The organism is Caballeronia sp. AZ10_KS36, from assembly GCF_023631105.1.
Lineage (GTDB): Bacteria > Pseudomonadota > Gammaproteobacteria > Burkholderiales > Burkholderiaceae > Caballeronia.
The window spans coordinates 552,134-567,981 of record NZ_JALQDQ010000018.1; the positions used below are offsets into that span (position 1 = coordinate 552,134).

Consider the following 15,848-nt stretch of genomic DNA (forward strand, 5'->3'; position numbering starts at 1 on the left):
TGACACCCCTCGTTCAGGGGGGGCTATCGCAGGCGGTCGAGCGACCGCCGAAGAGAGCATCCCCAGCGCGGCTTCGCGGCCGCCGCACGACCGCATCGACTAGGTGACGACTTGCCCACGCCTTTCACCAAACACCTGGTTTCCACCAAGTTTTCGCCGCCGCGCATCGGCGCACGGCATGTCCCTCGCACGAACCTGCTTGCGCAACTGGATCGCGTGCATCAGGCGAGACTCGCGCTCGTGTCCGGCAGCGCCGGCTACGGCAAGACCGTGCTGCTCGCGCAATGGCGGCAGAACTGCCTGAAGTCCGGAGCGGAAGTCGCATGGCTTTCGCTCACTGCCGACGACGGCGGCTACGCGGATTTCTGCACCGAACTTTTCGCGGCGATGCAGCGCCTCTGCATCTCCGTCGAAACCGGCATGCCGCCCGACGACACGAGCGCGAGCGCAATGGACGCGGCGATCGCGGCCATCGTCGAAGGCGCGGTCGATTTGCCGAAGGACGTGTATCTGATCATCGACGACTATCACCACGTCGAAGCGCCCGCCGCGCACAAGTTCGTGCAGAAGCTGCTGGACCACGGGCCGGGCAATCTGCACCTCGTGATTTCGTCGCGCGTGACGCCGCCGTTGAGTCTCAGCCGCTTGCGGATGATGGGCCAGACCGTCGAAGTGGACAGCGCGGAGTTGCCGTTCGATCTGCCGGAAACACGGCATTTTCTCGATGAAAACCTTGGGCCCGGCAAGATCAATGCGGACGAACTCGGCCTGATTCACGAGCTGACGAGCGGCTGGCCGTCGTGCCTGCAACTCATCGTCACGATGCTGCGCAACCGGCCGGAAGCGCGGAGCATGCTGCAGGATCTCGTGTGGCGCTCCAATGATCTGCAGACCTATCTAAGCGAAGAGATCATCGCGCATCTGCCGGCGGAACTGACGGCGTTCGCCGAAAGCATGTGCGTGTTCCGGCGCTTCAACGCGTCGCTCGCGCAGAGCGTGACGGGTCAGGCGAACGCGGCGGACCTCTTGAAGAAGATGGAGGACGACAACCTGCTCACCATCCGGATCGATTCGGACGACAGAATGATCTGGTATCGCCTGCATCGGCTCTTCGGCGAGTTTCTTTCGACGCGTCTGGAGCGGCGCGGCCGCGACGCCGTGAACGACCTGCACAGGCGCGGCGCGCGCTGGTTCGCGGAGAACGGCCTGCTCGCCGAGGCCATGCGCCACGCGAGTCTCGGCAACGACATCGAGTACGCCACCGGCATGATCGAGCGCGCCGCGCCCGCGACGTGGAATCTCGACTATCTGAGCCCGACGCTGCATCTGCTGGATCGCGTGCCGGAAGAAGTGCTGTTCCGTCATCCGCGCCTGTTGTTTCTCGCCTGCCTGACCGTTTCGCTGACGTCGCGTCCCGCGAAAGCCAAGGCGTGGCTCGCGCAATTGCGCAGCGGCGCGCACACGGTTCCGCCGGAAATCGAGCGCAGTCTGCCGCTCGTCGAGGCGGCCATCGCGTTCCAGAACGACGACGCCGCGCGCATGATCGAACTGCTCGAACCGGTGCGCGACGCGGCCGTCGAGAACCCGTTCCTGCGCTACATGCTGATTGCGGAACTGGGCGTCGCGTACCGGTCGGTGGGCCGCTATGCGGAAGCCAAGCGTCTCTTCGACACGCACCATGTCCCGCACGCGGATCGCAACAACGACATGGCGCTCGTCGTCGAAGCGACCCTGGTGTCGAATCTCATGTCTGAAGGCCGCATGCGCGATGCCGAGCGTCTCGGCTCGGCGTTGCTCGCGCGATCGGTGAAGGCGGCGGGCCACCATTCGATCAGCGCGAACGTGTGCGCCGGCCTGCTGGCGGAGGTCCACTACGAGCTCGATCGCATCGACGACGCCCGCGAGACGATCGCGAACCGGCGCGGCCTGCTGCATTCGTCGGGACCGGATGTCACGATCTGGGCATCGCTGTGCCGCGCGAGGCTCGATCTGTTGCAGGAAGGCGCGGATGCCGCGCTCGCGTTCATCCGGCAGCAGACATCGCATCTGCAAAGCCTCGGGCAGCGGCGCGCCGTCAGCTATATGCTCGCCGAACAGGTCAAGGTGCTGCTCGTCAAAGGCGATCGCGCGGGCGCGAGCGAGAGCTCCGCATTGCTGGGCGAACTGGCGCGCGCCAAACGGAATACCGACGACGCTGCGCTTCCCGATGAAATCGCGGCGAACGCGGCGCTCACGCGCGCGCGCGTGTTGCGCAACGACGATCCGGCCGAAGCGTTGCGGGCGCTCGATCTCGTCCGGGCGCATGCCGTCGGCTTCAACCGTAGCCGCTTGCTTGCGCTCGTCGATCTGTTGTCGGGCGCGGTGCTCGCGGACATGAAGCGGACCGACGACGCCAGCGCATGCCTGCTGCGCGCGGTGCAGGCGGGACGCGAGCTCGGCCTCGTGCGGACGTTCGTCGATGAAGCGCATATCGTCGGCAAACAGCTCGGCGCTCTTTTGCGCGAGAAGCGGCTCGACGCGTTGAGCCTGCGCTATCTGGAAGAGCTGGTCGCGAAGTTCGCCGATAGCGCCAGCGCGGACGACGCCGCGTCGATGCTGCGGCGCGCGAACACGTCGAAGACGGCCGCGGTGCTCACGCAACGCGAGGTCGAAATTCTCGGGCTCGTCGCGCAGGCCATGTCGAACAAGCGCATCGCGCTTACGCTGAACGTCACGCTCGAAACCGTGAAATGGAACCTGCGCAATATATTCGCCAAACTGGGCGTATCGAGCCGTTACGACGCAATGGTCTGGGCGCGTAAGCAGGAGCTGATTCAGTAGGCTTCGCTTGCGACTTGTCGTTCGAGACACCTTGTGTCCCGGTCGTTCCTATAATGAGGCGATAACGCCTCAAGGAACCGCTCCATGACCTCCAGTCTCGACGAAGCCATTCTCCGCGTGCTGCCGACGGAACGGGACGCCGTCTCGTGGCTCTCGACGCCCGAAGTGCGCCGCCGGCTCGAAGAGCGCGGGCATCGCGTCGGATATACGAAAAAGGTGCAGCGCCATCTGAGCGCGCTGGAAGCCGAGTCGCGCGTCATCTCCACCATCAACGGCCGCGAGTTGCTGTGGCAGCGCAAGCCGTGGCTGCACGGCCTTCAGGAAGGCGTCGGGTTGATGAGCGCGTCGGAGGCCGTCGCGTTTCATATTCTTCAGCGCTTCGCCGGCAACAAGCTGCCGGCCGCCGTCACGCAAGACATCGATCCGCTGTTCAAGGCGGCAGAAGCGCGGCTGTCGCAGGAAAAAGCGGACAGCCGCATGTATCGCGCGTGGGCCGACAAGATCGATTCCGTGGATGGCGCGTTCACGCTGATTCGCCCGAAGCTGCGTCCGGAGATCTTCAACACGGTAGCGACCGCGACGTTCTTCGAGCGCGAATTGCTCGTGCAGTATCGCGCCGCGTACCGCAGCGAGAGCAAGGAAAAGAGCGATGCGCCGAAGACGAAGCGCCTCTGGCCGCTCGCGCTCGTCGAATCGGCGGGCGTCATGTACATGGTGGCGCAAGACCCGCGCCGCGCGCCGCCGGCCGGCGAAGGCGAGCCGGAATCGGCGCGTGCGCTGTATCGGCTGGACCGCATCCGGTCGGTCACGGAGTCGGGCGAATCGTTCAGCTATCCGGCGGATTTCCGGCTGCGCAAATACATCGAGACGCAGCAGGCGTTCGACTTTTTGCCCGAACCGGCCGTGAAGCTGGAGCTTGCGTTCGAAGGCAGCGCGGGCAATCAGTTGCGCGAATCGCCGATGTCGAAGGATCAGCAAATCGACACCCTGCCCGACGGCCGCATGAAAGTGACCGGCACCGTCACGCCGAGCCTCAAGCTGCGCTGGTGGCTGCGGGCGCTCGGCGCGGGCGTCGAGATTCTTGCGCCGCAGGCGTTGCGCGACGAGTTCGCGCAGGACTATCTGAAGCTCGCAAACCGCTATCGGCATGCAACGGCACGCGCGCACGCAGGAGAAGCGGCATGAGCGACGAAGCGCTCATCCAGCAAGCGGCTGCGTGGATCGCCGACGCCGATGGCCTCCTGATTACCGCAGGCGCGGGCATGGGCGTCGATTCGGGCCTGCCCGACTTTCGCGGCCCGGAAGGCTTCTGGCGCGCGTATCCGGCGTTGCGGCATCACGGCTTTTCATTCGAAGAGATGGCGAATCCCGAGGGCTTCGTGCGGCACCCGCGTCTTGCGTGGGGCTTCTACGGGCATCGGCTGGCGCTGTATCGCGCGACGCAGCCGCACAAAGGTTTCGACGTGCTGCGGCGCTGGGGCGCGCGCATGCGTCACGGCGCGTTCGTCTTCACGAGCAACGTCGATGGTCAATTCCAGCGCGCCGGTTTCGCGGCCGAGCGCGTCGCGCAGTGCCACGGCGCGATTCACGCGATGCAGTGCATCGACGCCTGCACGAACGACATCTGGGCCGCCGACGCGTTCGAGCCGGTCGTCGACGAAAGCCGCTGCGAACTCCTCAACGCGTTGCCGCTTTGTCCGCATTGCGGCCGTCTCGCGCGTCCGAACATTCTGATGTTCGGTGACTGGAACTGGATCGACACGCAATCGGCGCAAGAGGAACGGCGACTTGCGGCTTGGCTTCGAAGCGTCGAACGGCTCGTCGTCGTGGAACTGGGCGCGGGCCGCGCGCTGCCGACGGTGCGGCGCTTCAGCGAACGGCACGGCCCGCGCGTCGTGCGCATCAATCCGCGCGAGCACGGCATCGCGCCGGGCGTCGGCGTGGGTATCGCGGGCGGCGCGAAGGACACGCTGCTGCGGCTCGATCGCGCGCTGAACGGCTGATCCCGCCTCGCCCTTCAGCCCATGTACCGCACGTTGACCTGCGGCCCGAACACTTCGCGCACCATGCCGACGAGATGATCGTGGTGGCTCAGGAAGATCACCTGCGTGCGCCTGGCGATCTGCGCGAGCACGCGCAGGCCGGCGCGCGCGCGGCCATCGTCGAAATTGATGAACAGATCGTCCGCGACGAACGGCAGCGCCGATGCCTTCTCCCCGTGTTCCTCCAGCGCCGCGAGCCGCAGCGCGAGAAAAAGCTGATCGCGCGTGCCCTCGCTCATTCCGCCGATCTCGACATGCGCGCCGTTCGTCGCGCGCACGGCGGCGAGCGCCATCGGCTGGCGGTCGTAATCGACGACGAGCCGCGAGAACGCCCCGAGCGTCAATTCCGCGAAGATGGCGCTCGCACGCGAGAGCATCGGGCCCTGGCGGCGCTCGCGGTAACGGTCGATGGCCCACTTCAGCAGCGTCGATGCCGTCTCCACCTTGATGAAGCGCTCGGCGGCGTCGGCCATGGCGGCGAGCGCTTCCTGACGCTTCGCCTCGGCGCGCGCCGCGTTGGCTTCGCCTGAGATCGCCTTCAATTCGCGTTCTGCGGCGTCGAGTTCGGCGGCCAGCGCCGTCGAGACTTTCACCGATTCGTTGAGCGCGCTGCTCGTCAGCGACAGTTGCGCCTGCACGTCCGCGATGTCCGCGCCGTCCACTTCCGCCATCAGCGCGTCGAGCGCGAGTCCGTCGCCGCCTTTGATGAGCGCGTCGCGCGCCTCGTTCACGGCGGCGGTCAAGTCGCGCTTTCGTTGCGACTCGGCGATGCGCGCGGCCAGTAGCTCCGGCGTATCCACGCCCGCGAGTTCGTAGAGCGGGCGCAAAGTCGCGCGCGCTTCGTCGAGCGCAGCCTTCGCGGCGCTCGCTTGCTCGTTGGCGGTCGCCAATTCCTTGCGGATGCGCTCCGCTTCGCCGCGCGCCGCGCACGCGCTCTCCAGCCGCGACGACAGTTCCGCCGAGATGCCGCTTGCTTCGAGCGCGGCAAGCTCACGGTCGATGTGCGTGGCGAGCCGCGCCGCGTCCGCTTGGAACGCGGCAAGCGACGCGCGCATCGGTTCGATCTGTTGCGAGCGGATGGCATCGACTTGTGCGAGTTGATCGCCGATCTTCTTCACGATGCCGATGGCCGTTTCCGCCGCCGCCTGCGACTCCGCCGCGATTGCGAGGCCCGCGCGCCCGACCGCCGCCGACCAGTCGCGCTGCCACTGCTCGAACGCCTCGCGCGCGGTCTTCGCGGCGCGTTGACGCGCGATGCTTTCGGCGCGGGCCGCGTCCAGTTGTTCGCTCTTGTTACGCCGCGTCACGACAGCTTCGTCGATGGCGCTGATATGGCGCTCGGCGATGTCGCATAGCGCGTCGAGGTCGGCGGATGCATCGGCAGCCACGCCCGCTTGCGCGAGTTGCCGCGCGAGTTCGGCCCGGCGCGCTTGTGCATCGGCGGATTCGCGTGCGAGTTCTTCGGTGCAGCGGTCGAGCGTCTGCGATGCGGCAAGCGCCTGATCGCGGCGCGCGAGCCAGGACGGCGCGTCGTCGAGCGCCATCTCCGCGATCTGCGATTGAGCGGCCAGCGCGGCCCACGCGGCGTCGAATTCAGCGAGCGCCGTCGCGGCATCGCGCGCGGCCTGCTCGCGACGCGCGACGGTTTCCTGTTCCGCCGCCACGCGCCGCTTCAGCGCGACGAGTTGCGTTGCCTGCCCGACGGAGCCGAGTTGACGATCCGCGAGCCCGTCGGCGGCGTGCATCGCGGTTTCGAAGCGCGGCGCGGCTGCGGCGAGCGGCGTCTCGCCCGCGCGAATGGCGTGCCACGCGGCGTTGCGCGCGTCGCGGGCCTCGCGGACATCGGCGGCCGTCACGACATCGTGTGTCTGCACGAAATCGCCCAGTTCGGTTTGCGTCGTGTGCAGCGCGTCTTGCGCTTCCTTCAGCCGATCGCCGGCCATCGCGAGCCGCGAGGCCAGCGCCTGCCGTTCGTCGCGGAGCACAGCGATGCGCTCGGCGGCGGGCAGCGTCATCGCGCGCAATTCGGGCAGCGGCAGCGTCCACTTGCCGAGCGATGCGAGCGCCGCCTGCAAGGCGTGGTCGGCTTCGCGGCGGGCGTCGTCGAGGCGGCGCTGCGTCGTCGCGGTATCGCGAGACTTCTGTGCGGCCCGCAGCGCCATGCGCAAGCCGGGCGCGACGTCGCAATCGGACAGCGCGGCGAGCCGCGTCTGCAACGCCGCGATGTGCTCCGCGCTCTCTTGCGCCGCGCGCTCGGCGTTGCTGGCCGCGAGTTCCAGTTCGCCGCGATCGAGCATCAGGCTCGACACGGTCTGAAGCACGAGCGGTCCGGGCAGCGACTGCCGCGCGCTCGCTTCATCTTGCGGCCAGCCGAGTTGCACGCAGTCCTGCCCGATCTGCCGCGTGCGCAGGGCGACTTCCTGTTCGAGCCGCGCGATTTCGTTTGCATGATTCGCGCATTGATGCCGCGTCCCTTCGAGCGCGCGAATATCCGCTTCGACCGCGAGCAGCGCCTGATCGATGCGAATCTCGCTCAAGTCCTTCTGCAACTGATCGACGTCGCGAACGTGCAGATCGAGCGCAGTCTGCGCCGACGCCAGCCGCGTGAGCGCGTTTTGCAGCGTCGCTTCGGCGTTGGCGGGCAGATCGGCGGTATCGCCGAGTGCGTCGAGTTCGGCCGACTTCGCGCGCCAGACGTTGAGATACGGCGCGGCGCGGCGGATGCGTTCGAGCTTCGCGCGCATGACTTCGAGCTCCGCGCGACGCGCTTCCTGCTCGCGGCTGCGCTCCTGCGCCTCCTCCACCGCGCCGTGCGCCCGGCGCCACTGCGCCGTCCGCACGCTCGCCGCCTTGAGTTCGGCGGTGGCTTCTTCGTAATGCTTCAGCGCGACGTAGTACGCGCGCTCGCCCGACTTGCGCTTGGCCCAAAGACTGTCGGCTTCGTCGGCGAGGCGCTGGCGCACTTCGCCCAGACTCGCGATGCCCGCCGCCGACTGAAACAGCACCTGGCCGACATCGCTCGATGCGTCGAGAATGCTCTGGCCGCCGCGAATCAGCGCGGTGTGATCGAGGCAGTACATCTGCTCGAAGAAGCTCTTGTCGGCGGTGCCGAGAAACGGCGCGAGCGCATCGGCGGCGAGCGGCTCGCCGTTCGGCGTCGTGAGCGGCGACTTGCGGCTCTTCGTGCGATGAAACCCGAGGGCCGCGCCGTCTTTCTCCAGCTTCGCGCCCAGCCGCAGATCGCTTTGCGGATGCAAAAACGCGAGCGACGAGCTATGCGGCATGCCGAAAAGCAGTTCGGAAATGGCCGTCTTGATGGTGGATTTGCCCGCCTCGTTCGGGCCGACGACGAAATGGAAATCGTGGTCCGCCCGCGGAAACTCGACGGCGTGATCCGTGAATTTGCCGAAGCGGATGAGATCGAGCTGACTGATGCGCATCCCGTTACTCCGCGTCCGCCAGTTGCGCGATGAGGCCGGAGCGCGCTTCGCTCACGAGCTTGGCAAGGTCGCCTTCGCGCACGTAGTCGAGTTCGGGCACGGACTTCTGCAAGTCGCTCGGCGCTTGCGTCGCGAGCGTGATGAGCCTGTCTTTCAGCATGCCGAGGAATTCGGGATCGGCTTCGGCTTCGATCAGAAGCGCGTGAAGATCGGCGAGCGCGTCGCCGCCATCGGCGAGATCCGCTGCGGTGCGTTCGCGCGTGATCGGCTGCGTCGCCACTTTCACCTTTTCGAGCCACAAGCGGTCATGGCTGATCGCCGCGATCTGCGCGAGCACTTCGGCGCGTAGCTGCTTCTCGTTGGCGAATAGTTCGCCGTGCGCCTTCGTCGCGCCGGTGATGCTCACACGCACCGCGTGCGGCACCGGGCGCTCGGCGGCATCCACCAGCGCTTCCAGCGCACGGCCGGCCGCGCGCGCGACTTCGTCGAGCGTGTCGAGGTCGGAAGCATCGACATTCACGGCTTCCCAGCGCAATACGTCGATAAAAAGCCGCTCGACGCTGACCTCTTCCGCCTCGGACACGCTGACCAGCACCGCGCCGCGCCGGCCCGTCTCGCGAATGGTGCGCCCCTGCAAGTTGCCCGGAAACACGATGGTCGATGCTTCCTGCCAGATCGCGAATTCGTGCACGTGGCCGAGCGCCCAGTAGTGATACTCGCGCGCGTGCAGTTCGGCGACCGTGCACGGCGCGTAGCTCGCGTGCATCGCCGCGCCTTCGAGCGCCGTGTGCAGCACGCCGATATTGAAATAGCCGTCGACAGGCGGCGGATACGCGGTCACGAGATTCGTCGTCACCGCCTTGTCCTTGAAGCTGTGGCCGTGCAGCGCGACCTTCAGCGCGTCGATGCAATATGTCTGCGGCTTCTTCGTCGAAAACGTGTGGACGTTGTCCGGCAACTGAAGCTGGCTCGTCATTTCGCTCTCGGCGTCGTGATTGCCGTAGAGCAGATACACGGGAATGCCCGCGCGGCGCAGCTTGCCCATCTCCTTGCAGAAGAAGATGCCGGTGTTGTGATCGCGCCAGGTGCCGTCGTACAGGTCGCCTGCGATGACCATGAAGTCCACTTGCTCGTCGATGGCGACCGACACGAGCTTCGAAAAGGCCTCGCGCGTGGCGTTGCGCAGCATGTCGGCGGGCGCGTCGGCGTAGGCGGAGAGCCCGTGCAGCGGGCTGTCGAGATGAATATCGGCCGCGTGAATGAAGCGCATGGCGCTGTCTCCTTTGAATGAGTGGTCGCGCCTCTCGCGTGTTCGAACGACGATGCTTGCAGACGTTCGGGACATTTCGCGTCTCGTTCGACGCGCTGCCTCGGCCCGCGCTCAAGAGACGCGAAATGTCCCGACACGCACGCAGAATTCGTCAACGTCAACACGCAGCGAGGTAACCCGATGACCAGTCCCTACACCGCTCATAACGTCGACGCCGCGATCGTGCATCTGGAGCGCGTCTTGTCGGCTGAAGGCGCGAATTCGCTATTCGGCCAGACTTACTGGCGCAAGCGCGTTCAGCAGGTCAGCGCGACACACGGCTTGCAGCGCGATCAGCGCATGCGGCTCGACCGTTTGATGAAACTGCTCGCCTCCGACGAATGCGAGGCGACATGCCAATGACGAACCGGCGAATCAACTGCGCTCGAGAGCCTGCGCCAGCGCGACGAACTCCGCCACCGGCACTTCTTCGGCGCGACGCGCGAGATCGAAGCCGAGCGCATCGAAATCGACCTTGTCGCGATACGCCGCGAGATTGTTGCGCAAGACCTTGCGACGCTGCGCGAACGCGGCTTTGACGACATCGCTCAACACGGTTTCGTTGACCGCCGGCAGTTCATGCGGCGCGAACGGAATCATGCGCACGATGGCGGAATTGACCTTCGGCGGCGGCTGGAACGATTCGGGCGGCACGTCGATCAGCTTGTCCATCACGTAGCGGTATTGCAGCATCACCGACAAACGCCCGTATTCCTTGCTCGCGGGCTCGGCGATCATGCGCTCGACCACTTCGTCCTGAAGCATGAAGTGCTGGTCGATGACCTTCGGCGCGAACGTCGTCAGATGGAACAGCAGCGGACTCGAAATGTTGTACGGCAGATTGCCGACGATACGCAGCGACGGCTTCTCGCCCGCGAGCGCGAGCGTGCCGAAATCGAATTCGAGCGCGTCCGCCGAATGCACGACGAGCCGCTCGCCGAAGCGCTTCTCCAGCCGCCCGATCAGGTCGCGGTCCAGTTCGACCGCGTGCAGCGGCGACTCGGGCGTCGCGAGGCGCTCGATCAACGGCTCGGTGAGCGCCGCGAGCCCCGGCCCGATTTCGACCATGCGCTCGCCGCGCTGCGGCGCGATGGCGTCGACGATGGAATCGATCACGCCCTGTTCGACGAGAAAATTCTGGCCGAAGCGTTTGCGCGCCAGATGGCCCTGGTGTCGTGTGGACATAGGTTTTCGTTGGATGCGCTCAGGCGCTGCGTTTGTGGCGCGCCATGGTCACGGCGGCGTCGATGGCGGCGATCATGCTGCCGGGGTCCGCGCGGCCCGTGCCCGCGAGGTCGAGCGCGGTGCCGTGATCGACCGAGGTGCGGATGATCGGCAGGCCGAGCGTCACGTTGATGCCTTCGCCGAACGTCGCGTATTTCAGCACCGGCAGGCCCTGATCGTGGAACATGGCGAGCACGCAGTCGGCGTCTTTCAGATAGCGCGGCTGGAACAGCGTGTCGGCGGGATACGGACCCGGCGCGTCGATGCCGAGCGCGCGAGCGCGTTCGAGCGCGGGCGCGATCACATCGATTTCCTCGCGGCCCAGATAGCCGTTTTCGCCCGCGTGCGGATTCAGGCCCGTCACGAGAATACGCGGCGCGGCGAGTCCGAAATGCGCGCGTAGATCGTGATCGATGATGCGCAACGTCTCCACGATGCCGTCGATGCTCAACGCAGCCGACACGTCCTTCAGCGGCAAATGCGTGGTCGCGAGCGCGACGCGCAACGGGCGCTCGCCGCTGCCCGCGAGCATCATCACGACGCGCGGCGTGTGCGTGCGCTCCGCGAGATATTCGGTGTGGCCGGTGAAGGGGACGCCGGCATCGTTGATCGTGCTCTTTTGCAGCGGCGCGGTGACGATGGCATCGAAACGGCCCGCCACCGCGCCGTCGATGGCGGCATCGAGCAGACCGAGCACGTAACGCCCGTTTGCCGCGTCCAGCTTGCCGGCTTCGGCGGGCGCCGCGAGCGCGTGATGTTCGATCTCGATCAGATCGCCGTTCGAAGGCCAGTTAGCGCCCGAACACGCTTCGAGCAACGCACGGTCGCCGAGCACGGTGAAGCGCACCGACGGCCAACGCTCTTGCGCCTGAGCGAGCGCCGCAGCCGTCAGCTCCGGACCGACGCCAGCCGGTTCGCCGGTCGTGATGGCGACGGTAAGCGGCCTGTCCGGATGCGCGGCGGTGCTCATGCGGCTTACTGCTGCGCCTCTTGCGCAGCGATGCCCTTGTACTGCACGTACGCCGTGTCGCGCAGTTCGCGCAGCCAGTCCGAGTACGCCTGCTCGGCCTTGCGCTGACCGATCGCCTGACGCGCGATATCGAGCTGTTGCGTGGCGGTGCCTTCCGCATCGCGGCGGCCGAGCACCTGAATCAGGTGATAGCCGTATTCGCTGCGCACGGGGTCGCTGACCGCGCCGTCCTGCAGGTTGTTCATGGCGCGTTCGAATTCGGGCACGGTTTCGCCGGGGCTGATCCAGCCGAGGTCGCCGCCTTGCGAGGCCGAGCCGTCCTGCGAGTACGTGCGCGCGAAGTTGGCGAAGTCGCCGCCGGCGGCCACTTGCTGCTTGATATCGAGCAGCTTCTGGCGCGCGCTCGCTTCCGACATGCCGTCCGACACGCGCAGCAGAATGTGGCGCACATGGGTTTGCACGAGCTTCGGCGCATCGGCCGCGGTGCCTTCGCTCGCGCGACGTTCCACCAGCTTCACGATCTCGAAGCCGCCGTCGGTGCGCAGGAGCGTCGGCACGACCTGGCCCGGACGCAGCCCCGACACCGCCGAGACGATGCCCGCCGGCAGCGTGCCCGGCGCGCGAAAGCCGAGGTCGCCGCCCTTGCTGGCGTCGGTGTCCTGGGAATTCTGCTTGGCGAGCTTCGCGAAGTCTTCACCGGCCTGCGCCTGTTTGAGCACGGCGTCGGCCTTCGCCTGCACGGTCGCGACCTCCGAATCCGGCGCGTTCGACGCGAGCTTGAACATGATGTGCTGCAGATGCAGGTCGCTCGCGTTGCGCGCGCCCGGCCCGCGCTGGCTAGCGATGTAGTTCGCCACTTCGCCGTCCGACACGGTGATCTTGCTGTCGACTTCCTTCTCGCGCAGCTTCGAGAGCGTGAGTTCGGTGCGCGCGTCGCGCATGAACGTCGCCCACGGCACGCCTTGCGCCTCGATGCGCGAGCGGTAGACATCGAGCGTCATCTGATTCTGCTGCGCGAGGCGTTGCAGCGTACGGTTGACGGTGGCGTCGTCGATCACGATGCCGTCCTCTTTCGCCTTCTGCAATTGGATGCGTTCGAGCACCATCTGATCGAGCACCTGGCGGCGCATCTGTTCGATGGGCGGCACAGGCGCGTTCTGCTGCTTGAGCCGCTGCACGATGAGGCTCGTGCGCTCTTCCAGCTCGCGTTGCGTGATGACGCCGTCGTTCACCACCGCGACGACGGAATCCGCCACCTGCACATTCGGGTTCGACAACGCCTGCGCACCGGCCGGCGAACTCACCATCAGCGCCGCTGTCAGCGCGCCCGCGGCAATCGCCGTCGATCGAAACAGTTTCATGTTTGCCACAGATACTCCATCAAATCCAGACTTGACCCATTCGTGCGCTGTGCGCTTCTTTGGCGTTGTGGTACGGCTTGTCACTCGTAGTCGCTGAAGCGGGCGAGCGGCGGAGCGGACGGCGGCGGCGGCTGATAGCCCTGAACGCTCGCTCGGAACGCGCTGACGAGACCGTTGTCGACCTTCGACAAGCCCTTGAACGTGATCTGCGCAAGCACGCGCGTACCCGACGAAGGCTGGCCGCTCGTGTTCACGCCGTTGGCGTAACGCTGCGCGCCGAAGCCGAGCGCCCAGCAGTCGGCATCGTACTGGAAGCCCGCGAGGCCGTCGACGAGCCGGTGGCCGGCAAGATCATAATTGACACGCGCGACGGCATAGAGACGGTTCGTCAGCGGCCATTCGCCGGACACCAGCAACTGGTTGATCGGCTCGTTGACGAGCGTGGTCTGGTTCGAGCGCGTGTACCGGTAGCCGACGTTGATGACCTTGCGGTCCGCCGGACTGAACGCGAAGCCGACGCTCGTGCGCACGAGCTGGTTATTGTCGACATTATATTGGAACGCGGTTTCCGAAGCGAAACCAGCGCCCAGCTTGATTGCCGCGCCGGCGATCAGGTCCGAGTGCTTGGCCTCGTTGATCGGCTGGTCCTGGCTGATCGTGACGCGCTGGCTCGTGAAATAGTACTGCTGCGCGATCACGAAGCGCGCGCGCTCGTCGCCCGTCGCCGGGTTGATGAAGCGCGTGGTCAGCCCGGCCGTCAGGCGGTTCGCGTCCGCAATGCGGTCGTTACCGACGAACGTGTTCGGCGTGTAGATTTCCGCGAGCCCGAAGTCGGCTTCGGCGGTATCGAAGATCGGCGCGAAATTCTGATTGCGATACGGCGTGTAGACGTAATAGAGCCGCGGTTCGAGCGTCTGAATGTAGTCCTGCCCGAAGAGCCGCACGGAACGGTCGAACACGAGCCCGGTATCGAGACTGACCGTGGGAATCGACTCGGTGAAATTCTTCGGCTGCCCGGCCGGCGTCAGCGGCTGGCCCGGGATGGGCCCCGTCGCGATGTGACTCAGGTCGTACGACGCGAAGTGCCACTGAACCTTCGGCGTGAAGAAGTAGCCCGGCGCGTTGATCCCGTAGCTCACGTACGGGTTCAAGTACATGCGCTGACCGTCGGTCGCGCCTTCCTGCGTGATCGTGAAGCGCGTGAAGTCCGCTTCCGCGCCGTAATCGAAGCCGCCGACGTTGTACTTGTTGTACTGCACGTTCAACTGCGGTTCGCGCGCGTACGGCGGAATCGACGGCTGCAGCGTCTGCCAGCGTTGCTCGCGGGCGAGCACGGACCACGGCCCGTTGTTGTACGTCAGCCCGGCTTCCTGCTGATACAGCAACTGCGTGCCGTTCAGGAACTGATTCGACGCGTTGCCTAGGTCTTCCGGATATTGATCGTCCGAAACCTTGTTGTAATTGACGTAGCCGCCAAAGCCGCCGCCGAAGTTCTGCTGATGCTGCCAGAAGATCGCATAACGGTTCGTGTGCGTTTCGCGGTCGTTCGGCAGATAGTCGACCGTGAGCGAGCCCGAGTACGTCGGCGAGAGGTAGCGGTAGTTCGCTTCGCCGAGCACGCCGCGCCGCGACATGATGCGCGGCGTGACGGTCAGATCGCGGTTCGGCGCGATGTTGAAATAGTACGGGATCGTGGCTTCGAAGCCCGTCGTCGAACTGAGCGAGAACGTCGGCGGCAGAAGGCCGCTGCGGCGGTCGCCCGTCAGCGGGAACGAGAGCCACGGGCTCGCGAACATGGGCACGCCCTGGAAGAACAGCACGCCGTTATGCGCGATGCCTTCTTCCGAGCCGGTATCGAAATCGAACGACGAGCCCTTGATGTACCACGCCGGATTCGTGTCGCACTGGCACGCGGTATAGGTGCCGTGATCGACGCGCGCCCGCTCGTTGTCGATCAGATCGATGCGCTCCGCACTGCCCGAACCGCCCGTCAGATTGAAGTGGTACTTCGGGTTCGTCATGAACCCTTCGTTCGAATCCACCTTCAGATGCGCTTCAGGGCCGACGAACGACACGCCGTTGTTGATGAGCCTGACGTGACCGAAAGCATCGGCCATGTCCGTGTCCTGATCGTAATGCAGCGCGTCGGCCTTGATGACCGTGACCGTGCGGCGCACTTCGGCGGAGCCTTTCGCCGCCATGTCCTCGTCGGACGTGCCGGTGGCCTTGTCGCCGAGCAGGAAGGTCGTGGGCTGCTGACCGCTTTTGAGCGGCCGTTCGAGCAACTGCGGCGCGAGACGCAGGCTGCCCGGACCGTCGATCGGCTGCGCGTCGGCGGCCGGACCGGCGAGCTGTGCATGCGCGAGAGCGGGCATCAGGCCGGGTACGGAAAGCAGCGCGGCGACGAGCCGCCGCCGGCGTGGCTGTGCGTCGCCTTGAATCTTCGATGCGGGAAACTGTCGTGGCGGCATGTATGGGTGGCGGTTCGATCCCGTTCGCGTCGGACGCGCTCGATGCCGCCAACTGAGCGGCCGCGGTTCGCCCGCGTCATTGCCGGAGTGAATTCGACGGTCCGTGGCTAGGCAGGGACGACACTCGATCGAACGATGACGCGGCACGGTCGTCGGCGCCTGGCGCCAGGCGCGAACAGATAGCTCAAGGATCGCTTAAAAAAGTCGTGGG

General features: G+C 66.1%; 10 protein-coding genes. 4 read left to right on the plus strand and 6 right to left on the minus strand.

Translation table 11 applies throughout. The features are described from left to right. Window positions 1-111 precede the first annotated feature (111 nt). The 3 genes from NCR35_RS12775 (at window position 112) to NCR35_RS12785 (ending at window position 4,823) form a co-directional block, all read left to right on the plus strand. A complete protein-coding gene (locus NCR35_RS12775) occupies window positions 112-2,820 on the plus strand; it encodes a winged helix-turn-helix domain-containing protein (protein ID WP_250534623.1) in 2,709 nt (902 codons plus the stop codon). 84 nt (window positions 2,821-2,904) lie between these two features. Then, on the plus strand, window positions 2,905-4,005 hold the full coding sequence (locus NCR35_RS12780; RefSeq protein ID WP_250534624.1) for a helix-turn-helix transcriptional regulator: 1,101 nt from the start codon (window positions 2,905-2,907) through the stop codon (window positions 4,003-4,005). Beyond that, window positions 4,002-4,823, plus strand: coding sequence for an SIR2 family NAD-dependent protein deacylase (locus NCR35_RS12785; RefSeq protein WP_250534625.1), 822 nt, complete (start codon window positions 4,002-4,004; stop codon window positions 4,821-4,823). The genes NCR35_RS12780 and NCR35_RS12785 overlap by 4 nt, the downstream gene beginning before the upstream one ends. A gap of 14 nt (window positions 4,824-4,837) precedes the next feature. Here NCR35_RS12785 and NCR35_RS12790 read toward each other — a convergent pair whose 3' ends face one another. Both NCR35_RS12790 and NCR35_RS12795 read right to left on the minus strand, forming a co-directional pair. Next, a complete protein-coding gene (locus NCR35_RS12790) occupies window positions 4,838-8,302 on the minus strand; it encodes an ATP-binding protein (protein WP_250534626.1) in 3,465 nt (1,154 codons plus the stop codon). A gap of 4 nt (window positions 8,303-8,306) precedes the next feature. Next, window positions 8,307-9,572, minus strand: coding sequence for a metallophosphoesterase family protein (locus NCR35_RS12795; protein WP_250534627.1), 1,266 nt, complete (start codon window positions 9,570-9,572; stop codon window positions 8,307-8,309). Between the two features lie 180 nt (window positions 9,573-9,752). On the opposite strand from NCR35_RS12795, the gene NCR35_RS12800 reads away from it, so the two are divergent. Beyond that, window positions 9,753-9,974, plus strand: a complete 222-nt coding sequence (locus tag NCR35_RS12800; RefSeq protein ID WP_250534628.1) for a hypothetical protein — start codon at window positions 9,753-9,755, stop codon at window positions 9,972-9,974. A gap of 12 nt (window positions 9,975-9,986) precedes the next feature. On the opposite strand, the gene rsmA is transcribed toward NCR35_RS12800, so the two are convergent. From rsmA to NCR35_RS12820, 4 genes are all read right to left on the minus strand, one after another. Further along, a complete protein-coding gene (gene rsmA, locus NCR35_RS12805; RefSeq protein ID WP_250534629.1) occupies window positions 9,987-10,796 on the minus strand; it encodes a 16S rRNA (adenine(1518)-N(6)/adenine(1519)-N(6))-dimethyltransferase RsmA in 810 nt (269 codons plus the stop codon). Between the two features lie 19 nt (window positions 10,797-10,815). After that, window positions 10,816-11,805, minus strand: a complete 990-nt coding sequence (pdxA, locus tag NCR35_RS12810; protein WP_250534630.1) for a 4-hydroxythreonine-4-phosphate dehydrogenase PdxA — start codon at window positions 11,803-11,805, stop codon at window positions 10,816-10,818. Between the two features lie 5 nt (window positions 11,806-11,810). After that, on the minus strand, window positions 11,811-13,166 hold the full coding sequence (locus tag NCR35_RS12815) for a peptidylprolyl isomerase (RefSeq protein ID WP_250534631.1): 1,356 nt from the start codon (window positions 13,164-13,166) through the stop codon (window positions 11,811-11,813). Window positions 13,167-13,246: 80 nt separating this feature from the next. Beyond that, window positions 13,247-15,637, minus strand: a complete 2,391-nt coding sequence (locus NCR35_RS12820; RefSeq protein WP_250534632.1) for an LPS-assembly protein LptD — start codon at window positions 15,635-15,637, stop codon at window positions 13,247-13,249. Window positions 15,638-15,848 lie beyond the last annotated feature (211 nt).